The sequence below is a fragment of the Intestinirhabdus alba genome (assembly GCF_009711095.1).
GTDB classification, from domain to species: Bacteria; Pseudomonadota; Gammaproteobacteria; order Enterobacterales; family Enterobacteriaceae; genus Intestinirhabdus; species Intestinirhabdus alba.
Genome location: NZ_WMJZ01000037.1, coordinates 1 through 15,448 on the forward strand (window position 1 = coordinate 1; position 15,448 = coordinate 15,448).

Annotated in this window: 17 protein-coding genes and 1 pseudogene; 13 read left to right on the forward strand and 5 right to left on the reverse strand. The window is 59.9% G+C overall.

Features of this window, described 5'->3' with window-relative positions:
• Window positions 1-233: pseudogene (locus GJV78_RS19405) on the forward strand (type VI secretion IcmF C-terminal domain-containing protein); the annotation flags it as partial.
• A 209-nt stretch (window positions 234-442) separates the two neighbouring features.
• Window positions 443-703, forward strand: coding sequence for a DUF2534 family protein (locus tag GJV78_RS19410; protein WP_155109860.1), 261 nt, complete (start codon window positions 443-445; stop codon window positions 701-703).
• Window positions 704-803: 100 nt separating this feature from the next.
• On the opposite strand, the gene uspE is transcribed toward GJV78_RS19410, so the two are convergent.
• From uspE to ogt, 3 genes are all read right to left on the reverse strand, one after another.
• Window positions 804-1,754: a universal stress protein UspE gene (gene uspE / locus GJV78_RS19415; RefSeq protein WP_155109861.1), complete on the reverse strand. Its 951-nt coding sequence runs from the start codon at window positions 1,752-1,754 to the stop codon at window positions 804-806.
• A 150-nt stretch (window positions 1,755-1,904) separates the two neighbouring features.
• Window positions 1,905-2,657, reverse strand: a complete 753-nt coding sequence (gene fnr, locus GJV78_RS19420) for a fumarate/nitrate reduction transcriptional regulator Fnr (RefSeq protein ID WP_155109862.1) — start codon at window positions 2,655-2,657, stop codon at window positions 1,905-1,907.
• Between the two features lie 194 nt (window positions 2,658-2,851).
• A complete protein-coding gene (gene ogt, locus GJV78_RS19425; RefSeq protein ID WP_155109863.1) occupies window positions 2,852-3,367 on the reverse strand; it encodes a methylated-DNA--[protein]-cysteine S-methyltransferase in 516 nt (171 codons plus the stop codon).
• Window positions 3,368-3,615: 248 nt separating this feature from the next.
• On the opposite strand from ogt, the gene smrA reads away from it, so the two are divergent.
• Window positions 3,616-4,179: a DNA endonuclease SmrA gene (smrA, locus tag GJV78_RS19430; protein ID WP_155109864.1), complete on the forward strand. Its 564-nt coding sequence runs from the start codon at window positions 3,616-3,618 to the stop codon at window positions 4,177-4,179.
• On the opposite strand, the gene GJV78_RS19435 is transcribed toward smrA, so the two are convergent.
• Window positions 4,176-4,982, reverse strand: coding sequence for an IclR family transcriptional regulator domain-containing protein (locus GJV78_RS19435; RefSeq protein WP_167519663.1), 807 nt, complete (start codon window positions 4,980-4,982; stop codon window positions 4,176-4,178). The genes smrA and GJV78_RS19435 overlap by 4 nt on opposite strands.
• Window positions 4,983-5,151: 169 nt before the next feature.
• Here GJV78_RS19435 and GJV78_RS19440 point away from each other — a divergent pair, with 169 nt between their 5' ends.
• From GJV78_RS19440 to dbpA, 10 genes are all read left to right on the forward strand, one after another.
• Window positions 5,152-5,841, forward strand: coding sequence for a 3-oxoacid CoA-transferase subunit A (locus tag GJV78_RS19440; protein WP_155109866.1), 690 nt, complete (start codon window positions 5,152-5,154; stop codon window positions 5,839-5,841).
• Between the two features lie 10 nt (window positions 5,842-5,851).
• Window positions 5,852-6,508 (forward strand): 3-oxoacid CoA-transferase subunit B, encoded by a 657-nt coding sequence (locus tag GJV78_RS19445; RefSeq protein ID WP_155109867.1) that lies wholly within the window; start codon window positions 5,852-5,854, stop codon window positions 6,506-6,508.
• Between the two features lie 9 nt (window positions 6,509-6,517).
• Window positions 6,518-7,720, forward strand: a complete 1,203-nt coding sequence (gene pcaF / locus GJV78_RS19450) for a 3-oxoadipyl-CoA thiolase (protein WP_155109886.1) — start codon at window positions 6,518-6,520, stop codon at window positions 7,718-7,720.
• Window positions 7,721-7,729: 9 nt separating this feature from the next.
• Window positions 7,730-9,073, forward strand: a complete 1,344-nt coding sequence (locus tag GJV78_RS19455) for a 3-carboxy-cis,cis-muconate cycloisomerase (protein WP_155109868.1) — start codon at window positions 7,730-7,732, stop codon at window positions 9,071-9,073.
• Window positions 9,070-9,834 carry a 3-oxoadipate enol-lactonase gene (pcaD, locus tag GJV78_RS19460; RefSeq protein ID WP_167519660.1) on the forward strand — a complete coding sequence of 255 codons (765 nt, stop codon included), beginning with the start codon at window positions 9,070-9,072 and terminating at the stop codon, window positions 9,832-9,834. Before GJV78_RS19455 ends, pcaD begins: the two co-directional genes overlap by 4 nt.
• Window positions 9,824-10,213, forward strand: coding sequence for a 4-carboxymuconolactone decarboxylase (gene pcaC, locus GJV78_RS19465; RefSeq protein ID WP_155109870.1), 390 nt, complete (start codon window positions 9,824-9,826; stop codon window positions 10,211-10,213). Before pcaD ends, pcaC begins: the two co-directional genes overlap by 11 nt.
• A gap of 202 nt (window positions 10,214-10,415) precedes the next feature.
• Window positions 10,416-11,399, forward strand: a complete 984-nt coding sequence (zntB, locus tag GJV78_RS19470; protein ID WP_167519661.1) for a zinc transporter ZntB — start codon at window positions 10,416-10,418, stop codon at window positions 11,397-11,399.
• 374 nt (window positions 11,400-11,773) lie between these two features.
• Window positions 11,774-12,556, forward strand: a complete 783-nt coding sequence (surE, locus tag GJV78_RS19475; RefSeq protein ID WP_155109872.1) for a 5'/3'-nucleotidase SurE — start codon at window positions 11,774-11,776, stop codon at window positions 12,554-12,556.
• A 225-nt stretch (window positions 12,557-12,781) separates the two neighbouring features.
• A complete protein-coding gene (ynaL, locus tag GJV78_RS19480) occupies window positions 12,782-12,955 on the forward strand; it encodes a proline-rich small protein YnaL (protein WP_407929067.1) in 174 nt (57 codons plus the stop codon).
• A 23-nt stretch (window positions 12,956-12,978) separates the two neighbouring features.
• Complete coding sequence (dbpA, locus tag GJV78_RS19485; protein ID WP_167519662.1) at window positions 12,979-14,352, forward strand: ATP-dependent RNA helicase DbpA; 1,374 nt, start codon at window positions 12,979-12,981, stop codon at window positions 14,350-14,352.
• A 44-nt stretch (window positions 14,353-14,396) separates the two neighbouring features.
• On the opposite strand, the gene ttcA is transcribed toward dbpA, so the two are convergent.
• On the reverse strand, window positions 14,397-15,332 hold the full coding sequence (gene ttcA / locus GJV78_RS19490) for a tRNA 2-thiocytidine(32) synthetase TtcA (protein WP_155109875.1): 936 nt from the start codon (window positions 15,330-15,332) through the stop codon (window positions 14,397-14,399).
• Window positions 15,333-15,448 lie beyond the last annotated feature (116 nt).

Genomic DNA, 15,448 nt, shown 5'->3' on the forward strand with positions numbered 1-15,448 from the left:
CCGGGGGCGTCCCTGAGCTGGATAAGCACGGAGGCCGGGACACGCGGCAGTACGCGGAGATGAGTGGAGCCTGGGGGCTGATAAGGCTGCTTGATAAGGCGTCGGTGGAGGCGTGGGCGGGAACGGGGAGCAGCTGGCGGGTGAGCTGGAAAGCGCAGGACGGGCGGCAGCTGAACTACACGCTGCGCACGGAGGCGGGAGAAGGACCGCTGGCGCTGCTGGCGCTGAGAAACTTNGCCGCAGACAGAGGGGGAGTAGCCGGGTCGAAAATATGGTTTTGCTGACCAGAACGCGATGTATAAAACCCGTCAGGAAATCAGCGGCATCAGCGTCCCTGCAGTGAAAAAGGATGTCGGGGCATCTTCATCGGGCAGACAATAAAAAAACGTCATGCTATTGTTGCAACAATGTAGCGAATAATTCATCTGCAAAGGACACGAGCATGATTGCGAGTAAGCTGAAAACGGCAAAGGGCAAAAAGTTTTTACTGTGCCTGCTGGGCGTATTTATCGTTGCGGCATCGGTGGTAGCGCGGGCAACGATCGGCGGAGTCATTGAGCAATACAATATTCCGCTGTCCGACTGGACGACCTCAATGTATATCATTCAGTCATCGATGATTATGGTTTACAGCCTGGTTTTTACCCTGCTTTTGGCGATCCCGACGGGAATTTATTTCCTTGGCGGTGCCGATCCGCGTTAAGTAAGGGAGAGGGGAAAACCGGTTCTGATGCACTTTTTCGTGGGATTGTCAGCAATCTCAAAGGCCCGATGAACGGGCCTTATAACGCTGTGCGATGGGGCTAATCGTCTTCGTTGTCGTCCAGCTCAACCGGCGTCTGAAAGGCGTCCGGTTTAATCACCAGCAGATCGCAGCGCAGGTGATCGATAACCTGTTCCGCCGTATTGCCGAGGAAGGCCGCCGAGATGCCGGTGCGCCCGATGGTGCCCAGCACCACGATGCCCGCCTGTAAATGCTCGGCCAGATCCGGAATAACCTCTTCAGGCAGCCCTTTTTCCACGTGAGTAAACTTCTCGTCAATGCTGAACTGCTGGCGCAGCGACTTCATCGCCAGCAGGTGCTGGCCGCGTATCGCATCGTTATACACGCTGGGATCGAAGTCCGGTAGCTCAATAGCGATATTGATCGGCGTAACGGGGAAGGCACCAACCAGATGCACCTCGGTATGGTTCACCTTATCGGCCAGCAGCAGAGTTTCCTTCACCAGCTTTTCGTTGAGGGCGTTATGGTAAGGCTCTTCGCTGGCCAGGTTGACGGCGACCAGCGCTTTGCCGCCTTCCGGCCAGGGCTGGTCTTTAACCATCCATACCGGACTGGGGCATTTGCGTAACAGATGCCAGTCGGTTGGGGTAAAGATCACCGCTTCCAGCCGGTCATGCTGGTGCGCCATCTTGAGCACCAGGTCATGGTTGGCGCTCATAACCTCCTGAATAATCGCCTCAAAGGGGCGGTTATGCCACACCACCTTGATCTCAATCGGAACGCCTGCCTGAATATAATATTTCGCCTGCTCGCGTATCCATGCGGTGCGCTGGCTGATAACGCCCTGACGCATTGCCGTACGTTCATCAGGCGACAGCAGGGTGGTCATCTCATAGGAAAAATCATAGATGGGTAAAAAGGCTTTAATGGATCCGCCAATCCGCTGATGCAAATAAACCGCACGCCGTAATGCCGGCTGATCGTCCTGATTTGGATCGATAACCACCAGCATATTTTGATACATAGCCATACAGGGTCTCCTTACAACTGTCGTCGCAGTTTGTAAGTAAAGAGTAACCCATTACCCTAAATTGAAACAGAGGAGAAACTTCTGTCAGATCAACAAATCAGGAAAATTTAATGATCTGACAGAAGGGCAACAGAAGCTTTTGCGGAAAGTTTACGCAACGCTTTGCGTATGTCCCGCCAGCAGGGCCAGCGCATCACTATTTTCAATGGTGATGTACTTGCCTTTTACGGCCAGCATACCGCTTTTCTGAAAGCGGCCCAGCAGGCGGCTGATGGTCTCGACCGTCAGGCCAAGATAGTTGCCGATATCGCCACGGGTCATCGTGAGGCGGAACTCCCGGGGAGAGAAGCCGCGCTGGGCGAAACGGCGGGAGAGATTATAAATAAACGCCGCCAGACGTTCTTCTGCATTTTTCTTCGAAAGCAGCAGAATCATATCCTGGTCGCCTTTGATTTCGCCGCTCATCAGGCGCATCATTTGCTGGCGCAGGTTGGGCATTTTACCCGACAGATCGTCCAGGGTTTCGAAGGGGATTTCACACACCATCGACGTTTCCAGCGCCTGGGCGAAGCTCGGATGAAGGCCGCTGCCAATGGCGTCAAAGCCGACCAGATCGCCCGCCAGATGGAAACCGGTGATCTGCTCATCACCCTGCTCGGTGATGGTATAACTTTTAATCGTACCGGAGCGGATGGCATAGAGCGATTTCAGCTCGTCTCCGGCTTTAAACAGCGTCTGCCCCTTCTGGATAGGCTTCTTACGCTCAATGATATTATCAAGCTGGTCAAGCTCATGCTCGTTAAGTGTGAACGGGATGCAAAGCTGACTGATGCTGCAATCCTGGCAATGGATAGCACAACCGCCAGACTGAATGCGCCGTATAATTCGCTTTTCCGGGATCATAGGTCTGCTCAAGCCGTAATTGATTTCCGTCAATTTTAACATCTTTTTGGTGGGCACGTAAGCCCACGCTTTCGTGAATAACAGATAATTCTGACTTGAATTTTTGGGGATCTTTTATCCATTTGAAAATAAAGCTTTTAAATGGAGAAGATCGCCTGCTCAGGCATCGATCAGGGCACGTTTTGCCTGGGCAATCAGAGCAGAAGATACCCTTCATGGCGTAAGAGCCACTCTTTTCGCTGCACCCCTCCGGCGTATCCGGTCATCGTACCGTTGCGGCCGATAACGCGATGGCAGGGGACCACAATGCTAATCGGATTCGAACCATTCGCCGCGCCAACGGCTCGCGCCGCACCGGCGCGTCCCAGCCGCTCGGCAAGCTGCCCATAGTGCATCACCTGGCCGCAGGGGATCGTGCGCAGCGTCTGCCAGACTTCACGCTGAAACGGCGTACCGCCCGTGGCGGTGGGGAGGGAATCAATCACGGCGAGGTCGCCAGCGAAATAGTCATTAAGCTTATCGGACAGGCCGCCCGGATTACGGGCCGCTATGCGCTGATAGCCTTCAGCGCGATAGTGAATATCCAGTAGCTGAACCATGCGAACATCGTACTCTTCCCACTCCACCGCGCGCAGGCGGAACTGTTCATCACAAATCACCCACAGCGGGCCAAGCGGAGTAGCAATTTTATCTTCAAGTAGGGTCAGCATCCGTTCTCTCTCAAAGCGAAGGAAAAAGTTCAAACTGGCGGCAGAATAACATGCTGTTGGCTCGCTCAGCTATACCTCCTGAGCGGCAGAAAAAGCCGTCGCCCTGCAACGTGAATAATTTAGGCTATACAATGATAATCGAAAGAATCCCCGGCCCGGAAAACCGGGCGGGGTAGCGCGCTGAAATCGTTGTCGCCACTATCGCGTACGGTTATGATGGCCGATCTAAAAAGCGGGAGGATTAGACCATGAACCTTGACGACAAAATGCTGTTTCTTGACGCCATGGAAGATGTCCGGCCCCTGAAACGCTGCGCCGACGTACGCTGGCATCCGGTACGCAAGCCGCGAACCCGGCAGCAAATCGATATGCTTCAGCTTGATAATTTCCTCACCACCGGTTTTCTCGACATTATTCCACGGAATAAGCCGCTGGACTTCCGCCGTGAAGGGCTGCAGCACGGCGTACTGGATAAGCTGCGCACCGGGAAGTACGGCCAGCAGGCGAGCCTTAACCTGCTGCGTCAGCCGGTGGAAGCGTGCCGTAAAATGGTGTTCAGCTTTATACAGCAGGCGCTTCACGATGGCTTACGCAACGTGCTAATTATTCACGGGAAAGGGCGGGAAGATCGCTCTCATGCCAATATCGTGCGCAGCTATCTGGCCCGCTGGCTGTGCGAATTTGACGATGTACAGGCCTACTGTACAGCGCTGCCGCACCACGGCGGCAGCGGGGCGTGCTATGTTGCGCTGCGCAAGACGGCTCAGGCTAAGCAGGAGAACTGGGAACGGCACGCTAAGCGCAGCCGCTAGTCCAGCAGCAAAGCCAGCTCCCGCGCCGCTTTTTGCAGCTCGGGCAGTACCCGCTCACGCAGCTCCGCGGCGGAAACCTGCCCGGCGTGCACCCCGACGTTCAGCGCCGCGTGCACCTGGCCCTGTTCGTTCATCAGCGGAACGGCAATGGAGCGCAGTCCCATCTCCAGCTCCTGATCGTTGAGGGCATATCCCTGCTGGCGCACCTTCTTCAGCTCCGCGCGCAGAGCCGGCACCGATTCCACCGTCCTGGAGGTATAGCGAATCATGGTGATCCGGCCCAGCAGGTCGTTCAGCTTCTCTTCCGGAAGGTGGCTCAACAGCACGCGGCCCATTGAGGTTGACCACGCCGGCAGACGGCTGCCGATATCCAGATCGATGGTCATAATGCGCGAGCTGGAGACCCTGGCGATATAAAGAATATCATCGCCATCGAGCGTCGCGATGGAGCAGGACTCATCGAGCATTTCGCTCAGGTGCTTAAGTACGGGCTGGGTCGCGCGCGCCAGCGGCGTTGAGGCCAGGTAAGCATGGCCCAGCGCCAGAATGCGCGGGCGCAGCTCAAAATGCTTGCCGTCTGCGGCATAGACAAAGCCCAGCTTGCCCAGGGTATAAAGGCAACGGCGCACCGCCGCGCGCGGAATACCTGTTTTCTGGCTTATCTGGGATATTGACAGCATCCGCCGCTGGGGCGTGAACGCCTGAATCACTTCCAGCCCGCGCGCCAGCGAGGCCATAAAGTTAGGATCGCCCCTGAACGGATCGGCGTCGCTGCTCAGCCTCTCTTCCGGATGTTTTTCCACCATTCCCTCCCGTAATTCGCCATAGATCACATTCTGCGGACAAATATAAATGATGTTCGATAATCGCACCACATTTCGATTATCGCCCTTGATCGGCTTCGTTAAGTCAGTCACATTTTGTGCGAACAACGCATAACTGTGCGAACAGCGCACAATAAGGAGCAGCCTGATGATCGATAAAAGCGTCTCTTCGCTGGAAGAGGCCATCGCCGGGATCCCGGATGGTGCCACCATCATGATTGGCGGCTTTGGCACGGCGGGGCAACCCACCTTTCTGATTGATGCCCTGATTGCGCAGGGTGCCAGAGATCTCACCATTATCAATAATAACGCCGGCAACGGCGAAGTGGGGCTGGCGGCGCTGCTGAAGGCAAAGCGGGTGCGCAAAATGATCTGCTCGTTTCCCCGCCAGGCGGATTCGCAGATTTTTGACGAACTGTACCGCCGGGGAGAGGTGGCGCTGGAGCTGGTGCCGCAGGGAAACCTGGCCGCCCGCATTCAGGCGGCGGGGGCCGGACTGGGGGCCGTTTTCACGCCCACCGGCTTTGGCACGCCGCTGGCGGAAGGCAAAGAGACCCGCAAGATCGACGGGCGCGATTATGTGCTGGAGTATCCAATTAAGGCTGACTTTGCGCTGATTAAAGCACACCGGGGAGATCGCTGGGGAAACCTTGTCTACCGCAAGGCCGCGCGAAATTTTGGCCCCATTATGGCGACGGCGGCCAAAACCACGGTGGTGGAAGTGAGCCAACTGGTCGCGCCGGGAGAGCTGGACCCGGAGCATATCGTGACGCCGGGCATCTTCGTTCAGCGCCTGTTTTCCCTGCAAAACCTGCATCAAACCGCCCTGAGTGCCTGAGGAGAGAGCAATGCAACGACTATCGCGCGATGAGATGGCCAGCCGCGTGGCCTTAGATATCCCGGAAGGGGCGTACGTTAACCTGGGGATCGGCCTGCCCACGCGGATTGCCAACTATCTGCCGGCGGATAAAGAAATTTTTCTGCACAGCGAAAACGGCCTGCTGGGCATGGGACCCAAACCCGCACCGGGCGAAGAAGATCCGGAGCTTATCAACGCGGGTAAAGAGTTCGTCACCCTGCTGCCGGGCGGCTGTTTTTTCCACCACGGCGACTCGTTCGCCATGATGCGCGGCGGGCATCTGGACATCTGCGTGCTGGGGGCCTATCAGGTGTCCGCCAGCGGCGATCTGGCTAACTGGAGCACCGGCGCGCCGGACGCCATCCCGGCCGTGGGCGGGGCGATGGATCTGGCCATCGGCGCGCGCCAGGTGTTCGTGATGATGGAACATCTGACCCGCGACGGACAGTGCAAACTGGTTGAACAGTGCAGCTATCCGCTCACCGGCGTCGGCTGCGTAAGCCGGATCTACACCGATCTTGCGGTCATTGATATTACCCTCGCTGGTCCGGTGGTGCGCGAAATCTTCAACGGCCTGCCGTTTGAAGCGCTGCAGCGCCTGACGCCGGTCCCCCTCAGTTTTCAACAGCTGGCGAAAAGCGCGTAAGGAACTATGATGAATCAGGCATTTATCTGTGATGCGGTGCGCACGCCGTTTGGCCGTTTTGGCGGTACGCTGGCCAGCGTCCGCGCGGACGATCTGGCCGCCGAGCCGCTAAAAGCGCTGCTGGCGCGCAACCCTGGCCTCGATCCGGCGCTGATCGACGATGTGATCTACGGCTGTGCGAACCAGGCGGGCGAAGATAACCGCAACGTGGCGCGGATGGCCCTGCTGCTCGCCGGGCTGCCGGAAAGCGTGCCGGGCAGCACCGTAAATCGTCTCTGCGGCTCCAGCCTTGACGCCATCGGCGTGGCGGCGCGGGCTATTAAAAGCGGGGAGGCCAGCCTGACCATCGCCGGCGGCGTGGAGAGTATGTCGCGAGCGCCGTTTGTGATGGGCAAGGCGGAAAGCGCCTGGAGCCGCAGTATGAAAATGGAAGACACCACCATCGGCTGGCGCTTTATCAATCCACAAATGAAGGCCCTTTACGGGGTGGACTCCATGCCGGAAACCGCGGAGAACGTGGCTCAGGAGTTTGGTATCAGCCGCGCTGACCAGGACGCTTTCGCCCTGCGCAGCCAGCAGCGCACGGCGGCGGCCCAGGAGCAGGGGCTGTTTGCCGACGAGCTGATTCCGGTGCTGGTGGCGCAGCGCAAGGGCGAGCCGCTGCTGTTCAGCCGGGATGAACATCCCCGCGCCACGTCGCTGGAGGCGCTGGCGCGGCTGAAGGGCGTGGCGCGCCCCGACGGCACGGTCACCGCCGGCAACGCCTCCGGCGTTAACGACGGCGCCTGCGCGCTGCTGATTGCCAGCGAACGGGCGGCGTCCCAGCACGATCTGCAGCCGCTGGCGCGGATTGTCGGCGTCGCCGCGGCGGGGGTGGCTCCGCGAATTATGGGATTCGGCCCTGCGCCTGCGGTGCGTAAGGTGCTGGCACAGACCGGCCTGACGTTAGGGCAGATGGATGTGATTGAACTGAACGAAGCCTTCGCCGCCCAGGGGCTGGCCGTGATGCGCGACCTGGGGCTGGCGGACGACGCGCCGCAGGTCAATCCGAACGGCGGCGCTATCGCGCTGGGGCATCCGCTGGGCGCGTCCGGCGGACGCCTGGCGATGACTGCCGCTTATCAGCTGCGCCGCACCGGCGGACGCTATGCGCTGTGCACCATGTGCATCGGCGTCGGGCAGGGGATCGCCCTGATTATTGAGCGAGTATAAGGAGCGTCAATGACCCTATTGACTCCGTTAATGCGCGGCAGCGCGCTGACGGCGATATTTTCTGACGATCGACGGGTGCAGGGGATGCTCGACTTTGAGGCTGCCCTTGCGCAGGCGCAGGCCGAATGCGGGGTAATACCGCAGAGCGCCGCCGCGCCCATCGCCCGAACCTGCCGCGCGGCGTTTATCGATATGGCGGCGCTGGGGGAGGCGGCCTGCGCCGCCGGAAACCTGGCTATTCCGCTGATCAAGCAGCTGACGGCGCGGGTGAAAGAAACCGACGCCGAAGCCGCCCGCTACGTGCACTGGGGAGCGACCAGCCAGGACGCTATCGACACCGGTCTGGTGCTGCAGCTGCGCGATGCGCTTGACGTCACGCAGCAGCTTCTTTCCGGGCTAATCGAGGCCGTCGCCGGACAGGCGGCGCGCCACAAGGGGACGGTCATGCCGGGGCGTACCTGGATGCAGCAGGCGCTCCCGGTTACCTGGGGGCTGAAGCTGGCCGGTACGCTGGACGCTCTGTTGCGCTGGCAGGAGCGGCTGCGGCAGCTTCGGCCGCGCGTGCTGGTGCTCCAGCTGGGCGGTGCCTCCGGCACCCTGGCTTCACTGAAAGAGGCGGCGCTACCGGTCGCCGGACGGCTGGCGCAAAATCTGGCGCTGGGGCTGCCCGATACGCCCTGGCACAGCCAGCGCGATCGCCTGCTGGAGGTAGGGACCTGGTATGCCGGGCTGGGCGGTACGCTGGCTAAATTCGCTAATGACTTCGCCCTGCTGATGCAGACCGAGGTGGGGGAGGTCGGCGAGCCGCCGACGCCGGGCCGCGGTGGCTCATCCGCAATGCCGCACAAGCGCAATCCGATCGGCTGCGCCGTGGTGTTAACCGCCATGCAGCGCACGCCCGGGCTGATGGCGACGCTCTACGCCTGCCAGGTACAGCAGCACGAGCGCGCCCTCGGCGGCTGGCAGGCCGAATGGGAGGTACTGCCAGAGATCGCCATGCTGGTGGGCAACGCCCTGGCACAGACGACGCAGCTGGCGCTGAATATGCAGGTCTTCACCGATAAAATGCGCGCCAACCTCGCTATCACCCACGGCCTGCTGATGGCGGAGTCGGTCACCCTGGCCCTGGCGGAATTCACCGGTAAGCAGGAGGCCCACCACCTGATGGAGGCCCTCTGCCGGCAGGCCATCGAACGCGGCTGCCCGCTGGGTTCGCTGTTAATGCATGACGCCCGCGTCACCGCCCATCTCAGTGAAGCGCAGATCGTACGTCTCCTTGATCCCGCGGAAGCGACGGGCAGCGCGGCGCAGTTCGTTGAGCGGGTGCTGTCGCATTATAAGGAGCAGCAGTGATGGTGAATTATCAGATTGACGGACCGGAACATGCTCCCGTGGTGATCCTGTCCAATTCGCTCGGCACTACCCTGGAGATGTGGCAACCGCAGATGCCGGCGCTGACCGCCCGCTACCGGGTGGTGCGTTATGATACCCGCGGACACGGCGGCACGCGCGCGGCGGGAAACGTCGATCTGGCGCAGCTGGGGCTGGACGTTATCGACCTGCTGGATCATCTGCAGATCGCCCGGGCGCACTTCTGCGGTATTTCGATGGGTGGGCTGACCGGACTGTGGCTGGCGCGCTACCGGCCGCAGCGGCTGCTCAGCGCGACGGTCATTAACAGCGCCGCCCGGATCGGTGATGAAAAGGGCTGGCGTCAGCGCGCCCGGACGGTCAGAGAGGAGGGGCTGAGCGCCATCGCCGCCAGCGCCCCCGAACGCTGGTTCACCCCGGCTTTCCGCCAGGCGTCGCCGCAGATCGTTTCCGGGCTGTGCCAACGGCTGGCGGAGTCTTCTGCCGGAGGCTATGCCGCCTGCTGCGAGGCGCTGGCGAAAGCCGACATGCGCGAGGCCATCGCGGCAATTACGCTCCCCGTGCTGCTGATCGCCGGGCAGTACGATCCCGTTACCACCCTTGCCGACGCGCAGCTCATACAGCAGCGCATTGTCGGCGCGCAGCTGGCTGTCGTCCCGGCGTCGCACCTCTCGTCTATTGAGGTGCCGGAGAGCGTCAACCGCGCGCTGCTATATTTTCTGGAGGAACAGTATGCAGGATGAAGAACGTTATCAGCAGGGGATGGAAGTGCGTCGCGCCGTGCTCGGCGACGCCCACGTCGATCGCACGCTCCGGCACCTGACGCCGCTGAACGAGGAGTTTCAGCACTTTATTACCCGCTACGCCTGGGGAGATATCTGGAGCCGGCCCGGGCTGGATCGCCAGAGCCGCAGCATGATCACCATCGCCATGCTGATCGCCCTGAACCGGGAAGCGGAGCTGAAGATGCATCTTAACGCCGCATTTAACAACGGGGTAACGCGGGAGGCGCTGAAGGAGCTGATTATGCACTCGGCGCTCTACTGTGGGCTACCGGCGGCAAACGCCACCCTGCACCTTGCCCAACAGGTTTTTGACGAACGCGACGCGGCCGGTCTCTGAGCGGCGCTCGCCGTTCTGCCGATGGGAAATACCGCCCGCGCGCGATCCGGCCATTCACGCAGGCGAACGGAGAACGCGCCGGGCGCGGGCATAAGGCACGGCGGTTGCGCTTTACCGACGCGGCATAATGGAAAATAGCGCTATTGCTTAACGAAGGCTGAAGGCTAGACTAAGCAAAAAGACGGCTGAACGTGGAGGCGATGTGGAGGCCATTAAGGGATCGGATGTTAACGTGCATGACGCCGTGTTTGCCTGGCGACTGGACGGCCGTGGCGGCGTAACGCCGCTGCAGGAAAACGATATTATCGACAGCGCGCACCCCTGCTGGCTGCACCTCAACTATACCCACCCCGACAGCGCCCAATGGCTGGCGACCACGCCCCTGCTGCCCAACAACGTGCGCGACGCGCTGGCGGGCGAAAGCCAGCGTCCGCGCGTCAGCCGCCTCGGCGAGGGGACCCTGCTTACGCTGCGCTGTATTAACGGCAGCAGCGACGAGCGGCCGGACAGGCTGGTGGCGATGCGTCTGTATATGGATGACCGGCTGATCGTCACCACCCGACAGCGTAAGGTACTGGCGCTGGACGACGTGGTCAGCGATCTGCTTGAGGGGACCGGTCCTGTCGACTGCGGGGGCTGGCTGGTGGATGTATGCGATGCGCTGACCGATCGCGCCAGCGAATTTATCGAACAGCTGCACGATAAAATTATCGATCTTGAAGATAATTTGCTCGATCAGCAGATCCCACCGCGCGGTTTTCTGGCGCTGTTGAGAAAGCAGCTTATCGTGATGCGTCGCTATATGGCCCCTCAGCGCGACGTTTATGCCCGACTGGCCAGCGAGCGCCTGCCCTGGATGAACGACGACGGGCGGCGGCGGATGCAGGATATTGCCGACAGGCTGGGCAGGGGGCTGGATGAGATCGATGCCTGCATTGCCCGAACCGGCGTGATGGCGGATGAAATCGCCCAGGTGGTGCAGGAGTCGCTGGCGCGCAGGACGTACACGATGTCGCTGATGGCGATGGTTTTTCTGCCCAGTACCTTTCTGACGGGGCTGTTTGGCGTCAATCTTGGTGGCATCCCCGGCGGCGAATGGCGGTTTGGCTTTTCGCTGTTCTGCATACTGTTAGTGGTTCTGATTGGCGGTGTTACTTTATGGTTGCATCGTAGTAAATGGTTGTAAAATCGGATCTTTCCGGCAGGCGAGGCCGGTAAAAAAGCCACATAATTTGAGCAAAGTCAATAAACCTCCTACCCATTCAGGGCAATATCATTTCCGCAGGTGAATGCAACGTCAAGCGATGGGCGTTGCGCTCCATATTGTCTTACTTCCTTTTTTGAATTACTGCATAGCACAATTGATTCGTACGACGCCGACTTTAACCAGTCGGCTTTTTTTTGCCTGTAAATTCTCTTCCCCCGGCCCCGAAGGGCGCGCGGGCCGAAGTCGGTTTGCCCCACGACCGGGCGCAAAGAAGATCGCCTTCTTTTCTGTCGCCTGAAAATGCTATCCTCAGCCGGGAGTGACTTCAGGTAATCTGCAAGGAAGGTATTGACATGGTTAAAAAATTGCTACAACGAGTCGTGCTGGTCAATGATGATGGCATCGAGGCACCGGGCATAAAGCTGCTCGAAAGCGTCGCGCAGCAGCTGGCCGAAGAGGTCTGGGTTATTGCTCCCGCTACCGATAAGAGCGGGGTCGCCAACTCGGTAAGTCTGAGAGAGCCTGTTCGCGTGGAGCAGCGCGGCGAGCATCGGTTCGCGGTGCACGGAACGCCCGCCGACTGCGTCACGATGGCTGTCCGCCAGCTGATGAAAGATCATCCCCCGCAGCTGCTGCTGTCCGGGATTAACAACGGCCCCAATATCGGTTTTGAAACGACCCTTTCCGGAACGGTAGGGGGAGCGATTACGGGCGTGCTGCTCGGCGTGCCGTCCATAGCGCTAAGTCAGGATAAGCTGCCTGAGGCTGTCGCTAACTGGGGACCGGCTGAAGCTTTTTGTCTGCCGGTGCTGGAAAAGTTAATTGGTCAGGGAGTGCCGACGGAGTGTTGTCTGAACGTCAATTTCCCTGATGTCCCCGTCGGAGCGGTCCGGGGGATTAAAGCCACGCGCCAGGGGATGGGAAAAGTCAAAGGGCTGCAGGTCGTCCCCACCACCGACCCCCACGGCGAAAATTACTTCTGGATCCGTCTGGAGCATGGCCTTAGCGAATTTCCTGAGCACAGCGAGGCCGCAGCGGTATCCGCAGGCTATATCTCCGTTACGCCGTTGACCTATGAAAGAACGGCGATGGAGCACTGGGATCGCCTTAGCAACAGGTTTAATTCCCACGGCTGACACGCGGCAGAGCGGGCGTTATCGATGCCGCCTCTCCCTCCAGGGGAGGCGGCGTTTGCATGGGAAAAGCTCCGTGTTTACCCTCTCTGAATGCCGCTCCGCGCCCGGTTAAAACCTGCGGTCTCCTCAACGACGGCCGTTCCGCCGCTGGACCGATCCCGCTACCGGCGTCTACGCTGAAAGCGTATCCTGACTATTCCGGAGGCTGTTATGACCCGTTCGTTCATGCTGTTGGCGCAGCAGATCCGCCTGTCCGACCCGGTGCCCGTTGACCCGACCCCGATTCCCGATCCCATTCCCCGGCCGCAGCCGATGCCGGACCCGCCGCCGGACGAAGAACCGATTAAATTGTCGCATCGACGGCCCGGATCTGCGAGGATACGCGCCTGCCGACCGTAAGTCGTTTACCGCGAGATAAAACAGTGACCGCTTTTGCCACCCTGAACGCTTTGCCCGCCGCCCAGCTCGACAATCTTAACGAGCTGGGTTATCTATCCATGACGCCCGTCCAGGCCGCCGCGCTGCCGCCGATTCTCGCCGGAAAAGATGTGCGCGTACAGGCGAAAACCGGCAGCGGCAAAACGGCTGCGTTTGGTCTCGGGCTGCTGCGACACCTTGATGCGGCGCGTTTTCAGACCCAGGCGCTGGTGCTGTGCCCGACCCGTGAACTTGCCGATCAGGTGGCGGGGGAGCTGCGTCGGCTGGCGCGCTTTCTGCCTAATATTAAAATTCTGACCCTGTGCGGCGGCCAGCCTTTCGGCACGCAGCGCGATTCCCTGCAGCATGCGCCACATATTATCGTCGCGACGCCGGGCCGCCTGCTCGACCATCTGCAAAAAGGCACGGTCTCTCTGGCAGACCTGAAGACGCTGGTGATGGATGAGGCTGACCGTATGCTGGACATGGGCTTCAGCGACGCCATTAATGAGATCGTTCACTTTACGCCTGCTTCGCGCCAGACGCTGCTGTTTTCGGCCACCTGGCCGGAGGCCATCGCCGCCATCAGCGGGCGGGTGCAGAATGAGCCACTGAGCGTTGAAATTGATAGCGTTGATGCGCTCCCGGCGATTGAGCAGCAGTTTTTTGAAGTCTCCGCTGCGGGGAAAATCCCGCTCCTGCAGAAGCTGCTTAGCCAGCACCGGCCCACCTCCTGCGTGGTGTTCTGCAATACCCGAAGGGATTGTCAGACGGTGTGCGACGCCCTGAACGCCGTCGGGCAGAGCGCGCTGGCCCTGCACGGCGATCTGGAGCAGCGCGATCGCGATCGGACGCTGGTGCGCTTTGCGAACGGTAGCGCCCGGGTGCTGGTGGCGACGGACGTTGCCGCCTGCGGCCTGGATATTAAGTCGCTGGAGCTGGTGGTTAACTACGAGCTGGCGTGGGACCCGGAGGTTCATGTGCACCGTATTGGCCGCACTGCCCGCGCAGGTAATAGCGGTCTGGCGATAAGCCTCTGCGCGCCGGAAGAGGCGCAGCGGGCCAATATTCTTGCCGAAATGCTCCAGCTGACGCTGAACTGGCTGCCGGCACCGGGCAACGTTACCATTGTGCCGCTGGAGCCGGAGATGACCACGCTGTGCATCGACGGCGGCAGGAAGGCGAAAATGCGCCCTGGGGACGTGCTGGGCGCGCTGACCGGCGAAATCGGTCTGGACGGGGCGGATATCGGTAAAATCGTGATTCACCCGGCCCACGTCTACGTTGCTATTCGTCGTTCGCTGGCCTCCAGCGCCTGGAAACAGCTGCAGGGGGGAAAGATCAAGGGCAAATCCTGCCGGGCCTGCCTGCTGAAGTAAAGGCCCGCCTCCGGTTCAGCTATCGGCCGGAGGCGCTGTTCACTTTATTTTACTTCCACTACGTTCAGCCTCAGCTCGTCCAGCTGATTCTCCTCGTCTTCCGGCTGCCAGCCTGCCGGCTGCAGCGGGAGCTCTTCGCGATCGAACGCCAGATCCCCGCCGTCGATCACCTCTGACCCGCGCCTGATGCTTTTAAAGTCAAACAGAGTGGTATCGCTCAGATGGGAGGGCACCACGTTCTGCATGGCGCTGAACATGGTTTCAATGCGCCCCGGATAGCGCTTGTCCCAGTCGCGAAGCATCTCGGCGATCACCTGACGCTGCAGATTGGGCTGCGAGCCGCAGAGGTTGCACGGAATGATGGGAAAGGCTTTCGCTTCCGAAAAACGCTCAATATCTTTTTCCCGGCAGTAGGCCAGCGGGCGGATCACAATATGCTTGCCGTCGTCGCTCATCAGCTTCGGCGGCATTCCCTTCATTTTGCCGCCGTAGAACATGTTCAGGAACAGCGTCTGCAGAATATCGTCGCGGTGGTGTCCCAGCGCGATTTTAGTGGCACCCAGCTCGCTGGCGGTGCGATAGAGAATGCCACGGCGCAGACGGGAGCAGAGCGAGCAGGTGGTTTTGCCTTCCGGGATTTTCTCTTTGACGATCCCGTAGGTGTTCTCCTCAACGATTTTGTACTCAACGCCTAGCTGCTGCAGGTACTCCGGCAGAATGTGTTCCGGGAAGCCGGGCTGTTTTTGATCGAGATTGACCGCAACCAGGGAGAAGTTTATTGGGGCGCTCTGCTGCAGGTTACGCAGGATCTCCAGCATGGTGTAACTGTCTTTGCCGCCGGAGAGGCAAACCATAATGCGGTCACCCTCTTCAATCATGTTGAAATCGGCGATGGCTTCGCCCACATTGCGGCGCAGGCGTTTTTGCAGCTTGTTCAGGTTGTACTGTTCTTTTTTTGTAATTTCTTGATTTTGTGGCATTGTTTTTTCTCTGGCAGCGTCAGGAGCATTACAGAACCGTGAAACGGAGGCGGGTGCGGCCGCTTATACAGCGTGACCGATCCCGATCCCATGCTCCATAGATTTCATATACTGCC